Source organism: Clostridium sp. CM042, from assembly GCF_055080995.1.
Genome location: NZ_CM143646.1, coordinates 619,878 through 634,248, shown reverse-complemented (window position 1 = coordinate 634,248; position 14,371 = coordinate 619,878). Strand labels below are relative to the sequence as shown.

Annotated in this window: 16 protein-coding genes; 9 read left to right on the top strand and 7 right to left on the bottom strand. The window is 30.9% G+C overall.

The window, feature by feature from the left end; translation table 11 throughout:
- Positions 1-14: 14 nt before the first annotated feature.
- Positions 15-569, bottom strand: coding sequence for a biotin transporter BioY (locus ACWJJ7_RS02990; RefSeq protein ID WP_462963864.1), 555 nt, complete (start codon positions 567-569; stop codon positions 15-17).
- Positions 570-720: 151 nt separating this feature from the next.
- Here ACWJJ7_RS02990 and menA point away from each other — a divergent pair, with 151 nt between their 5' ends.
- The 7 genes from menA (at position 721) to ACWJJ7_RS02955 (ending at position 8,070) form a co-directional block, all read left to right on the top strand.
- Entirely contained in the window at positions 721-1,671 is a 951-nt protein-coding gene (gene menA, locus ACWJJ7_RS02985) for a 1,4-dihydroxy-2-naphthoate polyprenyltransferase (protein ID WP_462963863.1), read from the top strand.
- Positions 1,672-2,036: 365 nt separating this feature from the next.
- A complete protein-coding gene (gene rbsK / locus ACWJJ7_RS02980; protein ID WP_462963862.1) occupies positions 2,037-2,972 on the top strand; it encodes a ribokinase in 936 nt (311 codons plus the stop codon).
- A gap of 42 nt (positions 2,973-3,014) precedes the next feature.
- Complete coding sequence (gene rbsD / locus ACWJJ7_RS02975) at positions 3,015-3,410, top strand: D-ribose pyranase (RefSeq protein ID WP_462963861.1); 396 nt, start codon at positions 3,015-3,017, stop codon at positions 3,408-3,410.
- A gap of 37 nt (positions 3,411-3,447) precedes the next feature.
- Positions 3,448-4,953 carry a sugar ABC transporter ATP-binding protein gene (locus ACWJJ7_RS02970; protein ID WP_462963860.1) on the top strand — a complete coding sequence of 502 codons (1,506 nt, stop codon included), beginning with the start codon at positions 3,448-3,450 and terminating at the stop codon, positions 4,951-4,953.
- Between the two features lie 41 nt (positions 4,954-4,994).
- Positions 4,995-5,924, top strand: coding sequence for an ABC transporter permease subunit (locus ACWJJ7_RS02965; protein ID WP_462963859.1), 930 nt, complete (start codon positions 4,995-4,997; stop codon positions 5,922-5,924).
- 20 nt (positions 5,925-5,944) lie between these two features.
- A complete protein-coding gene (gene rbsB / locus ACWJJ7_RS02960) occupies positions 5,945-6,853 on the top strand; it encodes a ribose ABC transporter substrate-binding protein RbsB (RefSeq protein ID WP_462963858.1) in 909 nt (302 codons plus the stop codon).
- Positions 6,854-7,071: 218 nt separating this feature from the next.
- Positions 7,072-8,070 carry a LacI family DNA-binding transcriptional regulator gene (locus tag ACWJJ7_RS02955; protein ID WP_462963857.1) on the top strand — a complete coding sequence of 333 codons (999 nt, stop codon included), beginning with the start codon at positions 7,072-7,074 and terminating at the stop codon, positions 8,068-8,070.
- Between the two features lie 97 nt (positions 8,071-8,167).
- Here ACWJJ7_RS02955 and ACWJJ7_RS02950 read toward each other — a convergent pair whose 3' ends face one another.
- Positions 8,168-8,365 (bottom strand): Tn3 family transposase, encoded by a 198-nt coding sequence (locus ACWJJ7_RS02950; protein ID WP_462963856.1) that lies wholly within the window; start codon positions 8,363-8,365, stop codon positions 8,168-8,170.
- A gap of 51 nt (positions 8,366-8,416) precedes the next feature.
- Between ACWJJ7_RS02950 and ACWJJ7_RS02945 the strand changes: the two genes are divergently transcribed.
- Both ACWJJ7_RS02945 and ACWJJ7_RS02940 read left to right on the top strand, forming a co-directional pair.
- A complete protein-coding gene (locus ACWJJ7_RS02945) occupies positions 8,417-9,862 on the top strand; it encodes a multicopper oxidase domain-containing protein (RefSeq protein WP_462963855.1) in 1,446 nt (481 codons plus the stop codon).
- Positions 9,863-10,197: 335 nt separating this feature from the next.
- Positions 10,198-10,329, top strand: a complete 132-nt coding sequence (locus tag ACWJJ7_RS02940; RefSeq protein WP_462964931.1) for a GntR family transcriptional regulator — start codon at positions 10,198-10,200, stop codon at positions 10,327-10,329.
- A gap of 540 nt (positions 10,330-10,869) precedes the next feature.
- Here ACWJJ7_RS02940 and ACWJJ7_RS02935 read toward each other — a convergent pair.
- The 5 genes from ACWJJ7_RS02935 to ACWJJ7_RS02915 form a co-directional block, all read right to left on the bottom strand.
- Positions 10,870-11,166, bottom strand: coding sequence for a hypothetical protein (locus ACWJJ7_RS02935; protein ID WP_462963854.1), 297 nt, complete (start codon positions 11,164-11,166; stop codon positions 10,870-10,872).
- A 209-nt stretch (positions 11,167-11,375) separates the two neighbouring features.
- Entirely contained in the window at positions 11,376-12,413 is a 1,038-nt protein-coding gene (locus tag ACWJJ7_RS02930; RefSeq protein ID WP_462963853.1) for an alpha/beta hydrolase, read from the bottom strand.
- A gap of 420 nt (positions 12,414-12,833) precedes the next feature.
- Positions 12,834-13,130, bottom strand: a complete 297-nt coding sequence (locus ACWJJ7_RS02925) for a spore coat protein (RefSeq protein WP_165412831.1) — start codon at positions 13,128-13,130, stop codon at positions 12,834-12,836.
- Between the two features lies 1 nt (position 13,131).
- A complete protein-coding gene (locus ACWJJ7_RS02920; protein WP_165412832.1) occupies positions 13,132-13,344 on the bottom strand; it encodes a hypothetical protein in 213 nt (70 codons plus the stop codon).
- A gap of 394 nt (positions 13,345-13,738) precedes the next feature.
- Positions 13,739-14,173: an ABC-2 transporter permease gene (locus ACWJJ7_RS02915; protein WP_165412833.1), complete on the bottom strand. Its 435-nt coding sequence runs from the start codon at positions 14,171-14,173 to the stop codon at positions 13,739-13,741.
- Positions 14,174-14,371: the final 198 nt, after the last annotated feature.

Sequence of the window (14,371 nt, the reverse complement as noted above, 5' to 3'; positions counted from 1 at the left end):
ATAACTTATGAATATTAATTTGAATTCGAATGTTTTGATAATCTAGGGATTAATTGTTTAGCTAAGATTATAGCTAAAATTGCCTTTATAATATCGCCAGGTATAAACGGTATGCAAGCGTATTTAAGGGCTGCATAAAAATTTATATTTTTCCCTAAATAATTCGTAAAAATAAAATAAAAGTAGGGTATCCCCATAAGATACATTACGAAACTTCCTAAAATAACAGAATATATTATTTTAGGAAGATATTTATTTTTATATGTAATCTTACCAATTACATATGCTACAACAATAAAAGACATTGCAAATCCAAAGGTAGGACTTACTACAGAAGTTAATCCTCCAGTTCCGCCAGCAAAAACAGGTAATCCAATTAAACCTAAAATGACGTATGTAATTTGAGATAGTGCACCTAACTTGGCCCCTAAGATAAGTCCAGATAAAACAACAAAAAAAGATTGTAGTGTTATAGGAACTGGACCTAGAGGTATAGAAATAAAGCCTCCAACTGCCGTTAGTGAAGTAAATAATCCAGTAATTATTAAATCTCGTGTAGATAATTTCAAAATAAATTCCTCCCTAAAAAATATAAATATGATGTCTAAAGTATTGTAAACCAAATTAAAATTTGTAGTTTACAATTATATTATCATGGATTATTTTGAAAGTCAAACAAACTATAACTAAGAATTTATTATTCAACAGGAGGGTTTAAAATTGTCTTTAATCAGTTTTCTTGAATTTATTGAAATTAAAACAAAATTGGCCAGTATGATACCATTTATATTGGGAACACTTTATTCTTTATACCGATATAAAAGCTTTAATTTGAAAAATTTTGTTATTATGGGTATCTCACTATTAACATTCGATATGGCTACAACCGCAATTAACAATTATATTGATTACAAAAAAGATTTAAAGGGTAACGGACATAATCATGAAAATAAAAATGGAATCATCAGATATAACATCAAAGAATCCACAGCTGTAGCTATAATTTTTACCTTGCTTGCAATAGCAATTTTCTTTGGGATTCTATTAACTTTGAACACTAATGTAGTTGTACTCTTAATCGGAATTATTTCATTTATAACAGGTATATTCTATACATATGGGCCTATTCCAATTTCGCGTATGCCACTAGGGGAAGTATTTTCCGGAGTATTTATGGGATTTGTAATTCTATTTTTATCTTGTTACATTCATATATCTGATAGAAATATAATTTCTATCATGTATGTTAGTAATATGTTAAACATCAGCATAAATTTAGTAGAATTATTTTATATCTTCTTAATCTCCATTCCAACAATCAATGGCATAGCAAATATAATGCTTGCTAATAACATTTGCGATATTGAAGAGGATATAACAAATAAGAGATATACGTTGCCTTACTATTTAGGTAAGGGGAATGCACTTACCCTATTTAAGGCCCTATATTATATTGCATACTTAGATATTATAATTTTAGTTATATTGAAAATTTCACCAGTTTCATCTTTGCTGGTAATTTTAACTATAATACCTTTGAATAAAAATATAAAATTATTTCACCAAAAACCTATTAAAAGTGAAACCTTCATTTTATCCGTGAAAAATTTTGCGTTAATGAACATAACTCACATTATGTTAGTATTAATAGCGCTTAAATTTAATTGGTAGGAACTTTGACATTTTGCAAATTTAATTTTAAATTTAAATTATAATTTCTCACATAGGATGAGATTTAGTGGATAAGAAGTTAATTTATGCAGAAATACCTAGAACAATTCTTTACAGAATGGGATTGTAGGCAAACAGATTGAGCATTTATTAATATTGAATAGTTAGGTACAAAAGTAGCCCCATTAAATAAGAACTATCCATGCTGGATAAGCTTATTTAATGGGGTTAATAAAACTATAAATATTATCAAATACATTCAATAAAATTCAAAAAAATGTTTGTTGACAAGAAACATTTAAACGTATACAATTAGCTTAATCGGTTCAGTTAATCGGTTAAGCTAAGAAGAGGTGATCTATTATATGAGTGGAATTTGCGTACTTGGAAGTTTAAATATGGATATAGTATTAAAGGTAGAAAACATGGCTAAGATTGGTGAAACCATTTTTGCAAAAAGTTTAACTACTGTTCCTGGAGGAAAAGGGGCAAATCAAGCAGTTGCTTCTAAACGAATGGGTTCAGATGTCTACATGATAGGTAAGGTTGGATTAGACAGTAATGGTGATTTCTTGGTTAGTAAGCTTTCGCGAGATGGTATAAATACAGATTATGTTTTTAAAGATAATAAAGAAACTACAGGCACAGCTATAATTAATGTTAACTGTGAAGGAAATAATTCTATAGTTGTAGTCGCTGGTGCTAATATGAGTATTAATATAGATGAGATAAAACAAAGCTATTCAATTATAAGAGATTGTGATGTAATAGTTGCACAATTTGAAACGCCTAGCGAAATGACAATTGAGGCTTTTAATTATGCAAAATCCCAAGGAATTATAACAATACTAAATCCAGCACCAGCAAAAAAAATAGATAAGAATTTGTTGAAATGTACAGATATAATAATTCCTAATGAAACAGAAGCTTATGATATTACAGGAATCTTAGTTGAAGATTTAGAAAGTGCTAAAAAAGCAGCGACGAGTTTTATAGAAATGGGAGTGAATTACGTAATAATAACACTAGGTTCAAAGGGTGCCGCATTAGTAACTAAAGAAAAAGCAGAATTAATTCCAGCAATTAAGGTTGTGGCTATTGACACGACTGCTGCAGGAGATAGTTTTATTGGAGCAGTATCAAGTAATTTAGGGACGCGAGAATTGAACTATGAAAATCTAAAAAAAGCTATAACTTTTGGTAATAAAGTTTCTTCAATAGTAGTTCAAAGATCAGGAGCACAACCATCAATACCAACGATGCAAGAGGTAATAGATATTTACGGCGAAGGTAACAATTAATAATTGTCATTTTCCCATAGAGGCATACAAGGAGGATTAGTCATGAAAAAAACTGCATTACTAAATTCACAAATATCTGAAGTAATATCTAAAATGGGACACAAAGATACATTAGCGATAGGGGACTGTGGTCTACCAATACCAGGCGACACTAAAAGAATAGATATTGCATTAATTAAAAATATTCCAGGCTTTATTCAAACTTTAAAATGTGTATTAACAGAACTTCAAATAGAAGAAGTAATAGTGGCTAAAGAGACCTTTGAAGTTAGTCCGCATTTATTTAATGAAATAAAAAAAGCAGTTGGAGATGTAAAAATCACATTTATAACTCATGAGGAATTGAAATCTCAATTAAAAGAGTGCAAAGCAGTAGTAAGAACTGGTGAACAAACAGCCTATGCAAATATAATACTAAAATCAGGAGTTGTATTCTAACTATAGATGATTTAAGTAAGTTTAAGGAGGAGATTCAATGACTAACATAAAACCTCTACTTCAGATGAAAAATGTTTCAAAAGCTTTTCCAGGAGTAAAAGCTCTTGAAGATGTTAGCTTAGAAGCTTATAGTGGAGAAGTTCTAGCTCTACTCGGAGAGAATGGGGCAGGAAAATCTACTTTAATGAAGATTTTAAGCGGAGTCTATCATAAGGATACAGGAAGCATTATTATCCAAGGTTCTGAAGTAGATATAAGAGGTATAAAAGATGCTGAAAAACATGGAATAGCAATTATTCATCAAGAACTAAGTCTTCTTCCTAATTTAAGTATATGGGAAAATATTTTTTTAGGTAATGAAGGATTTAATGGAATAACAAGGAGAATAAATAAAAAAGAGCTAAAAGAAAAATCAAAAATATTACTTAAAGATATTGGTTTCAATATTGATGTGGATACTTTAGTTAAAGATTTGAATGTAGGTGAAAGGCAACTAATAGAAATAGCAAAAGCTCTTTCCAAGAACTCAACAGTAATAATAATGGATGAGCCTACAACTGCATTAACTGATGTTGAAACGGATAATCTTTTTAAAGTAATTACCAAGCTTAAAAGTGAAAATATGTGCATTGTGTACATCTCTCATAGAATGGATGAAATATTTAGAATTTGTGACAGGATAACAGTTTTAAGAGATGGTAAACATATCGGCGAGGTTAAGACAAAGGACATTACTAAAGACGATCTAATATCAATGATGGTTGGTAGAAAATTAGAAGAACAGTTTCCATACAGAAAATCATCCAAAGGACACACTATCCTTAAAGTTGAAAACTTAAGCTTTGATGAAAAGGTTTGCGATATTAGCTTTGAAGCGAAGAGCGGAGAAATTTTAGGAATATCGGGCCTCATGGGCTCAGGTCGGACAGAAATGGCAAAAACTATATTTGGAGAATATAAAAAATCTTCAGGTAAAATATTTGTTGATGGCGTCGAAGTTAATATTTGTTCTACTAAAGATGCTATTGAAAAAGGAATTTGTTATCTTTCTGAAGATAGAAAAAAAGAAGGTCTTATTCTAGGCATGTCAGTAGGAAGCAATATGACCTTAGCTAACCTTAAAAAATATGAAAATGGAGCTAAGCGCATAAATAAAATAGAAGAAAGTAAGGAAATTCAAGAATATATAAAGAAACTTTCTATAAAGACGCCCAGTCAGCAGCAGTTAATTAAAAATCTAAGTGGAGGTAATCAACAAAAGGTTATATTAGCTAAATGGCTCATGCTTGCACCTGAAATATTAATAATAGATGAGCCAACTAGAGGCATTGACGTAGGGGCTAAAAAGGAAATCTATGACGTTTTAAATGAACTAAAGGCTATGGGTAAATCAATTATTATGATATCCTCTGATATGCCTGAAATACTCGGGATATGCGATAGAATTATAATCATGCACGAAGGCGAAATATCTGGTGAACTTTGTAGGGAAGAAGCTTCACAAGAAGCTATAATGAAATATGCAGTAGGTATAAAAAGTTAACTTTTAAAAAAATAACCCTCACCAAGGAAGGAGTCTGTATTGTGAAAAGTAATTTTAAAAATGTAGTTTTAAAATATAAATCTTTAATTGGTCTTTTGATATTATGTATCGTTATATCATTTATTACACCTAGATTTTTAACCATACAAAATATTAAAAATATATTCACTCAAGTTTCGGTAAATGCGGTTATAGCTATAGGAATGACTTTTGTAATTCTCACTGGAGGGATTGATTTATCTGTAGGATCCATACTTGCAGTAAGCGGCGCTGCTGCTGCGAGTATAATAAAGACCACAGGCAACTTGTATTTAGCAATAATTGTAGCTTTAGCAATCGGCTGCGTTATAGGTCTTATAAATGGTATTCTTGTTTCAAAAGGTAGAATACAAGCTTTCATAGTTACACTAGCTACAATGACTATCTTTAGAGGTGTAACTTATGTATATACAAATGGTACTCCTATTTCAGGACTTGGACAAAATTTTTCAGGGATAGGAAATAAGATGTTTTTGAGATTACCAATTCCAGTTATATTTACAATTTTAGTATTTGGAATAGCATTTTATGTTTTAAGTCAAACTAGATATGGTAGATATCTTTACGCACTAGGTGGAAATGAAGACTCAGCAAGATTATCAGGTATTAATACAGGTAAGATTAAAACACTTGTATATGTTATCTGTGGCGCAACAGCAGCCTTAAGTGGCATAATTGTTGCAAGTAGAATAGGATCTGCTTCTCCAAATGCTGGAGTAGGTTTTGAGTTAGATGCTATCTCAGCTGTAGTACTCGGTGGTACTAGTTTAACTGGAGGAGAAGGAAGTGTAATAGGTACAATAATAGGAGCTTTAATAATAGGTGTACTTAATAATGGATTAAATCTTATGAATGTGTCACCTTTTTATCAAGCAATAGTTAAGGGCTTAGTTATTCTACTCGCCGTAATGGTTGAAAAAAAGAATAAATAAAAAAATGGAGGATGATTTAATTGAAAAAAGTATCAAAATTGCTATCAATATCATTATCAACTGTACTAATTATGGGAACTTTGGTTGGCTGCAGCGCGCCTAAATCCGCAGAGGGTGGAAAGAAAATTGGGATGGTAGTTTCGACTCTTAATAACCCGTTCTTTGTATCAATGAAAGAAGGTGCGGAGAAAAAAGCGAAGGAATTAGGATATGAAATTGTAGTCCTTGACTCACAAAATGATGCTGCAAAGGAAAGATCTAATGTAGATGATTTAGTTCAACAAGGAATAAGTACTTTAATTATCAATCCAACAGACAGCGATGCAGTTGCAAACTCAATAACAGTTGCAAACGATAACAAAATAAAAGTTATAACAGTAGATAGAAAAGCAAATGGTGGAGAAGTTGTTTGTCACGTTGCATCTGATAACATAAAAGGTGGAGAAATGGCAGCGGAGTTCATACTTGAAAAATTAAACGGCAAAGGAAATCTAGTAGAATTACAAGGTATTCCAGGAGCTTCTGCTACAAGAGAAAGAGGTCAAGGCTTCCACAACATAGTAGATAAAAAAACCGGTGTTAAACTTGTTGCTAGCCAAGCAGCAGATTTTGATAGACAAAAGGGATTAACCGTTACTGAAAATATTATTCAATCCACTCCTAAGTTCGATGCAATATTTACACATAACGATGAAATGGCACTAGGAGCTATAAAAGCAGTTAAAGCAGCAAATAAAGATGTTATTATTGTAGGTTTTGATGGTAATGATGATGCCAAAGCAGCAGTTAAAAGTGGAGACCTAGCAGCTACCATAGCACAAAAGCCTGCTTTGATGGGTTCAGTTGCGGTAGAAAATGCTGTTAAAATAGCAAAAGGTGATACAGTGCAAAAAGAAGTTCCAGTAGAACTTGAGCTTATAAAAAAATAGTAATAAAAATGTTATTGCACCAATAATCATAGAATATAAAATTATAACCCAGGGGATTATCCTCTGGGTTATAACTTTACGAGGTATTTTAATATAGTTCAAATTTTGATATAATTTTATAAGATTATAATTATTAAAATTACACTTTGTGAATAGGTTACTAACATCAGGTGATTATTTAATCAATATCATTATTTACTACAAATCGGAGGATGATTATGAATAATGTAACAATGAAGGATATAGCGGAAATGGCCGGTGTTTCAAAGGCCACAGTTTCAATGATTATGAATAAAAAAGATTCTAGCATAAGCGACGCAACCAGAAAAAGAGTATTAGAAATTGCTAAGAAAATGAGTTATATTCCTAACTCAATAGCTAGAAGTCTTAGCACCAAGAAATCCGGTACTATAGGAATTATACTGCCCGATATCACAAACCCATTTTTCTCAGAAATGGCAAGAGCTATTGAGGATGAGGCAGAAGGGTTAGAATATAATTTAATAATATGTAACACTGATAATGATATTGATAAAGAGCAAAAATATATTGAACTTCTTATAAGTAAACTTATAGATGGCATTATTTTTATGTCTGGAGGTAAAAGTAATGAAAGTATAACCATACTAAAAAACAATAACATTCCTTTTGTATTGGTGGATAGATATATTGAAGGATATAAAGGTGATTATGGGGTATTTTGTTTAAACAAGCAGGGTGTAAAAACTGGCATTAAATACTTATATGAAAAGGGAAAACGTAAGATAGTTTTCGTAAAAGGAAGGGAAAATTTAGAAGTATCAAATCAAAGATTAGAAGGCTATATTGAGGGAATGAAGAATTATGGAATATATGATGAAAAGTATATATTTGAAGGAGATTTTAATGTTGAAGGTGGTGTAATAGCTACACAAAAAATAATAAGTACTTTCCCCAATTTGGATGCCATTTTTTATAGTAACGATATGATGGCCCTTGGTGGAATGAAAATTTTACTGCGAAATGGGTATAAAATTCCAAGAGATATATCAGTTGTTGGCTTTGATAATATCCGTATATCAGAAATTATAGAACCAGAACTTACAACAATATCACAACCTATATATAAAATGGGCAAAAAAGCCTGCAGTATTTTAATAGATGTAATAAATGGTGGGTTACCTATTGAAAAACAAGTTTACTTTGAAACAGAGCTTATTATTAGAGGAACTGCATAAATTACTATTTTTATTAAATACAATAAGTCTTTTTGTTAAAAACAAGAAGGATATTTTTGCCCATCCCCCCGAAAAGGGGGAATAAGCAAATTACTAATCAGGTAATACCTGAAACTGAGCCAGTTCCTGAATGATTACATCCACGTTGATAGGCTTTAAGCCCAAAATATTTAGGTGAGTGGCGAGAATTAATGGTGTTAATATTAGTTTCAAATTTTTGTCCATCACTACTTGAATGGATGACTTCCTCAATATCATAGTTGGTACAGTATAACTTTTTTATCCTTAACCGCATACAATGATGTGACCAAATGAAAATAGAAAAGTATAATAAGGGGATAAAAAAATGAGTATTAGACATTATGTTTTGTTAGCTACAGATGGATTAATTGACTTACCATTAGATGGAGAATTATGTACTAAAAATAGAAAAGAAGTCTATATTTTTGGGTTTGCAGGTGGACTTTTAGAGGTAGATGGAGTAAAAATAAAAGGAAATGAATATCTAGATTATACAAACCCAGATAACTGGGGGATACTATTAAGTAAGAAAGGTACAGCTACTATTCCTTCTCCTATGGTTTGGGGAGAGGTAGATGATCATATATATATAACTCTAATTAATATTGGTATGAAATATCTTCCTAATTTTAAGGATTTACACACTGTGCATATGCATGGTGCTCATGTTGCTACTCAGCTAGATGGTTTTCCTGAAACTTCCTTTGGGGTTCCTATGTGGGAGGCGACTAATCCTCTTACACCACCACCTCAGGCGACTTATTTCTTTCATCCGGAAAATCCAGGAACCTTAATGTACCACTGTCATGTAGAAGCTTCTGAACATGTTCAAATGGGAATGTATGGATCATTAGTTATTTATCCTTCTATGGAAAGCTTGGCTAGAAGCGGAATTACTAAATCTAAATCATCAGGATATTGGAGATTTCACTGTAAAATACAACCTGATATCCCTCAAACTGCTACGAATAGAAATTTTGCTTATAATAATATTCACAGCTATTTCGATAAAGAATATGTGATGCTTCTATCTGATATTGATTCATTGTGGCACGAAAGCGTTCGTGCAGGTATACCTTTTAATGCAGTAAATTTTAAACCAGACTTTTGGTTGGTGAATGGAAGAGCTTTCCCAGATACACTTCTTAAGCATCCTTTGACCCCAATTGTTGGAGACAATCCTAATCTCACGCAAATTAACTATGAATCCTATGTTCATGTGAAAACTAACGAGAAATTCCTGCTTAGAATGACCAATATGAGCTATCAAGTGGTTCCATGGCACATTCATGGTTGGCATTTTATGGTAGTGGGAAAAGATAGTCATCTAAGTCCTTTCCTAAATCTTAGTAAAGATTACGAGCACCTTGACCCTGGATCAGAAGAAATGGGCTTTACGAATACCATTGGGTCTGGTGAAACCTATGATTTAATTCTTATGGCCGATGATAAGAGGGCTCTATACAGAAGATATATTGTGAATGGCCAAGATGGCTTTCCTTCTCTTTGCAGCCAGCTTAGAAAAATACAAAAAATTGATCCTAATGCTATTTTTGGTATTCCAGAAGAGCCAGTAGATTGTGCTGATCCACAGCTAATTAACGATATAGAAATTTGTAATCAGCCTTGTGGTGATCCAAATGATCAGTTTTTCCTACAATTTTATCCAATGCATAATCATGATGATTATAAGGCTACCAATAATGGAGTATATCCAGGTGGTCAGTTAACCTTTATTCAAGCAGACAAGCCAGATAAGGAAATTTTGTAAGGATTTTAGTCTTGTGTAGAAAATATCATTAACTTGAGTTAATTCTTGAATGATTTCCCATGTTTGTATTTCAAAATATGGAATAATCATTTGAAGTATGTCATAAATTGTAATTTATCTTCTTCGAAGCTGTTTATCTTCTTCGAAGAAGATAATTTAATGTAATAAGACAATATTGAGTGTATAGACAATCATTTTTTTTTAGGTATAATATATTGCAGAGTTTAAATCATTAGTAAACATAAAAAGTACAATGCATTGTATGTTTTTTTAAAATCAAATTTGAAGGGTTGTAAATTAATGAATAAAAATTCGTCTATACCGATTTATACCCAATTGGAAGAGGCTATAAAAGAAAAAATAAGAAAAAAGAATATCTTCCTGGTGAAGAGCTTCCAACTGAAAGAGAGCTTACTGAACTCTTTGGTGTGAGTAGAATGACAATAAGACAGGCTATTACAAAGTAGAGAACAGCATTAGAAAATAAAGGCCTTGAAGCCAGTGAAATTAAAACTTGTGAAATAGTTCATGAATATACTGATAGTCTATATTTTGAGCTTATCAAATTCCCTAATAAAGTTTTCAATACCTTAAAATTAATATTTGAAAATGTAGTTAGGAATGGTCTGAAATCTCATAAAAAGGATAAGAAAACTGTTTTTGATATTCTTGGAGTATGTTATAAATTAACATCATCGCAGGCTAAAGTTGCAGCATAAAACATCTTGATAAAATTGTAAAAATCCCACTATATAAGTGGCTTTTTTTCGTGTACCCTAAAATTGTTTAAATACTAATGTACACTTAAAATTTACCATTGAGATTTATCAAAATAAATTTCAATGGTAAAATATAGTATTTGATGATGACTTACTAATATTCAATATGACTTAGCTTGATGGCTATGTTTCCAGACCCCTAATAGGTATATATTTAAAACATATATTATAAATAGAATAATGGACGTTCGACTATCATAGTTCTAGTTGGTATATCTCTTTTTATTATTAATCAGTATCTTTAATGTATGCTGTACGTTCATTAAATTTTTTAGTTTCTTCTAATGAACCATAATTAATGTTACTTGTTATCTTAGACATATTAGCACCCTTGGCAGCAGTAGCTTGTTCATTACTTAGCTCTTTTATTGAACCGACAGTAAAACCGGTGGATTCATCACTTGATTTTAAATTAGCACCAGTACTGCTGCTGTTCACAGTAGCAGTTGAATTAGTGATTGAACCCTTATCAGTGTCTGATTGCTTATTTAACTTTTTTGTTTCCTCTAAATTATTTTTATTCATAATTTTCTCCCTTCAACTACATAAATTACACTGTATGTATTGTATTCAGCGCATTATTTAGTTTACCCATATTTATAAAATATATTTGAAAAGCTTACTTCATTGTACGGCGATCCTATAGTACAATTCTTAGGGTCTTTACTTCTAAAAGGATATAAAGTTGACTTACGACAAAAGTATGTGGTCATTTTCTGAAATAAATTTTAAATCTACTTTTTATTAAATTGCTTTTTTAGATATGTTGAAATTTCAATTAAAGCCTCATCTGATTTACTCGTAATCTTATTCATTGAGACGAAACCATGTGTAACACCTTCATATCTGGTAGAAATCACATTCACACCTGCTTCTCTTAATTTATTTCCATAAGCTTCACCCTCATCCCTTAATGGATCAAATTCAGCTGTGATTATGAGTGTGTTAGGTAAACCTTTAACGTTCTTAGATAATAAAGGGGAAGCATATTCACTTTTTCTATCTTGTAATCTTGGAGTATATAGCGATATAAATTTTTCAGAGTTTTCCCTAGTAAGATTATAATCCATACCAAAATATGACCAGGATTTTGTATTTAGTTGATAAATGTTTGTTGATGGATATATTAGTACCTGAGAGGTTATGTGGGGGCCATCTTTATCACGTGCCCTTTGTGATACTACAGCAGAAAGATTGGCACCAGCGCTGTCACCTGCAACACATATTCGGCTGTAGTCCCCATTAATACTTTCAGCATTTTTGTAAGCCCATTGTAGCACATTATATATATCATTAAGCCCTGCCGGATAAGGATCTTCTGGTGCAAGACGATAATTTACAGATACCACTATTGCATTCGAATTTTTTGAAAGCCTTCTGCAAACATTGTCATAGTCATCAATATTACCACTTATCCAACTACCACCATGTGAATAAATTATAATAGGAAATTCATTTCCCCTATCCGGCGTGTATATTCGTACTGGCACCTGATTTGAAGTTGTCTTTATATCCATATTTTTTATATTGGAAAAGCGTATAGGATTGGAACTCCATATTGTTGTTGACTTATGTAAAGCTGAACGTATTTCATATATTGACTTTCCTTTAAGTGAAATTGGATTAATATATGCTTCTATTTTAGACATCATACCAAATATTGTATCAAGCTTGCCATAACCTGTTGTAGCTATACTTTTAATTAAAAAACCGTATATTACAATGATAAGGACAACAGCAGAAAAAACCCACAAAATTCTTTTCTTTTTCATATAATACCTCCACTATAATATTAATCTCAAATACAAAATTATGACCATACAAATTATATTAATAAATTAAATTGGATATTAATTATATTTAGCGAGTATATATAAGTTATGTCCAATCTTATATAGCGAAAACATGGAGGGTTTTCAGCACCAAGTTTTGAAAATCCAAGAAGATTATAAGAACCTCATCTCTTTGTATTACTAAAAGAGTGGAGTTATTTTAAAAAATCAGAATTATAATTATATTTATAGGTGATGAAAAAACTAAATATATGTTTAAAAAGCCACTAATATTCGAATAAATATTAGTGGCTTACTTTCTTTTGTGTCTAATTATATTAATTCTAACGTTTTTAATATGGGTAGTTTTCGCGGGTAAGGTAAAAACTTATTTAGTTTATGTTAACCTTACTTTTACTTCTACTTCTCGACTGTAGATTTAGATTTGTTAAAACTATTAACTAGTTGTTGTGAAGGTGCATCATAAGGGGATACCCACTTACGGTTTACAGCTAGATCAGTTAATGCTGAATGTCCACCTATAATTTGAGTTAAGCTTGCTGAGTATATTGCTCTTAATTCAGGTGTAGCGCTTGTTAAAGTTGCTGCTAGATATGCATCAGCTGCACTTTTTGCGGACCCAATCATATTTCCAGCTATTACTTCATCATTAATGTCTGTGTTATTTTTTACAATGTTATTTGTTATCATTCCCATATTATTTTGCTCCTCCTGTAACCTGATTCTCATTAATAAATTGTTGAACGCCTTTTATTCTTCCCTCTGTTGCTAAAACCCCATTCTCTGCTTGACTTTTTAATTCTTCATCACTAATTAAATTTTTCATAACTCTTGCTACCGCTAATCCGTCTTTTTCCATACTTAATAAGCCTGTCAAAGATAATAATTCACCTTCTGATAGTTTTCTCATATTAATACCTCCGAATTTATTATTTTATTATGCTAGTATGTGCAATTATAAAATAAATAAACCTTAATTTGTTAAAGGATAAATAATTGCAGTGAGTCTGACTTAATCTCCTAATATAAATAGTATTTTTATAAACAATTCAATTTAAATTACATTAAAATCCACTGTATCTATACTTGGAAGAGTAGATGATACTTATTATCATTCTTTTTCACATTAATATAATGAAGTTCAAAACGATATAAACTAAACCGATTAAAATAACCAATGTCGAATTCATTAAAGAGTCTTTCGCAGTACCATTGTCAATGAGAGTAACTATTACAACTGTACTAGTTATACAAATAAATATAAAATAATTTAAAATCTTATTAATCAATTGTGATTTCAAGTATCAAAACCATATATAAATGGGTAAATATACGGAAATGTAAACAACAGTAAAAATTGAAATTATTATTATATCAGTTAAATTCATAAATCTATTAATATGACTAAGTCCAGAAAATTTGATTATAGAAGCAAATAATATGGTAATAGCAATTCCAATAATAAGAAAAACAAAGCTAGATAAATATCTGCTAATAACTATTTCCTTTCGGCTTACTGGCAAACTGTTAATCATTCTATCAACATCGTTTTTTTTACCAAATCCGCAACTGCTTGTAATTAATGAATTTGCAAATATAGATGGTGTTAAAATATAAATAGATGCAACTCCTAGAAATTGTAGAATACAAATGATAGTAAAATTTAATAAGATTGCTATCATTAAATCTTTAGTACCTTTTTTCTGCATAAGAATATCCTTTACAACTAAGTTAAACATTCCTACCTACAAATGCGTAAAATCGATAACTTGATGCAACTTATTAATATAGTAAATGGGTTTGTTATTATTAAATTGATTCATATTCTTTAATTCTTCTATAAAAAGTATTGTTTTTCATGGCAATAATACCCAAGGATTAATTATTAATGCTTAAATGTTCGTTCCCTCCCTTTTGCTGGGTAAATTTTCATATTA

Bases quoted from the DNA above. Each gene is read 5' to 3' on its own strand.
- rbsK (WP_462963862.1), top strand. From the start codon at position 2,037: ATGAGTGGAATTTGCGTACTTGGAAGTTTAAATATGGATATAGTATTA.
- rbsD (WP_462963861.1), top strand. From the start codon at position 3,015: ATGAAAAAAACTGCATTACTAAATTCACAAATATCTGAAGTAATATCT.
- ACWJJ7_RS02970 (WP_462963860.1), top strand. From the start codon at position 3,448: ATGACTAACATAAAACCTCTACTTCAGATGAAAAATGTTTCAAAAGCT.
- ACWJJ7_RS02955 (WP_462963857.1), top strand. From the start codon at position 7,072: ATGAATAATGTAACAATGAAGGATATAGCGGAAATGGCCGGTGTTTCA.
- ACWJJ7_RS02950 (WP_462963856.1), bottom strand. From the start codon at position 8,365: ATGCGGTTAAGGATAAAAAAGTTATACTGTACCAACTATGATATTGAG.
- ACWJJ7_RS02945 (WP_462963855.1), top strand. From the start codon at position 8,417: ATGAGTATTAGACATTATGTTTTGTTAGCTACAGATGGATTAATTGAC.
- ACWJJ7_RS02935 (WP_462963854.1), bottom strand. From the start codon at position 11,166: ATGAATAAAAATAATTTAGAGGAAACAAAAAAGTTAAATAAGCAATCA.
- ACWJJ7_RS02930 (WP_462963853.1), bottom strand. From the start codon at position 12,413: ATGAAAAAGAAAAGAATTTTGTGGGTTTTTTCTGCTGTTGTCCTTATC.
- ACWJJ7_RS02925 (WP_165412831.1), bottom strand. From the start codon at position 13,130: ATGGGAATGATAACAAATAACATTGTAAAAAATAACACAGACATTAAT.
- ACWJJ7_RS02920 (WP_165412832.1), bottom strand. From the start codon at position 13,344: ATGAGAAAACTATCAGAAGGTGAATTATTATCTTTGACAGGCTTATTA.
- ACWJJ7_RS02915 (WP_165412833.1), bottom strand. From the start codon at position 14,173: ATGTTTAACTTAGTTGTAAAGGATATTCTTATGCAGAAAAAAGGTACT.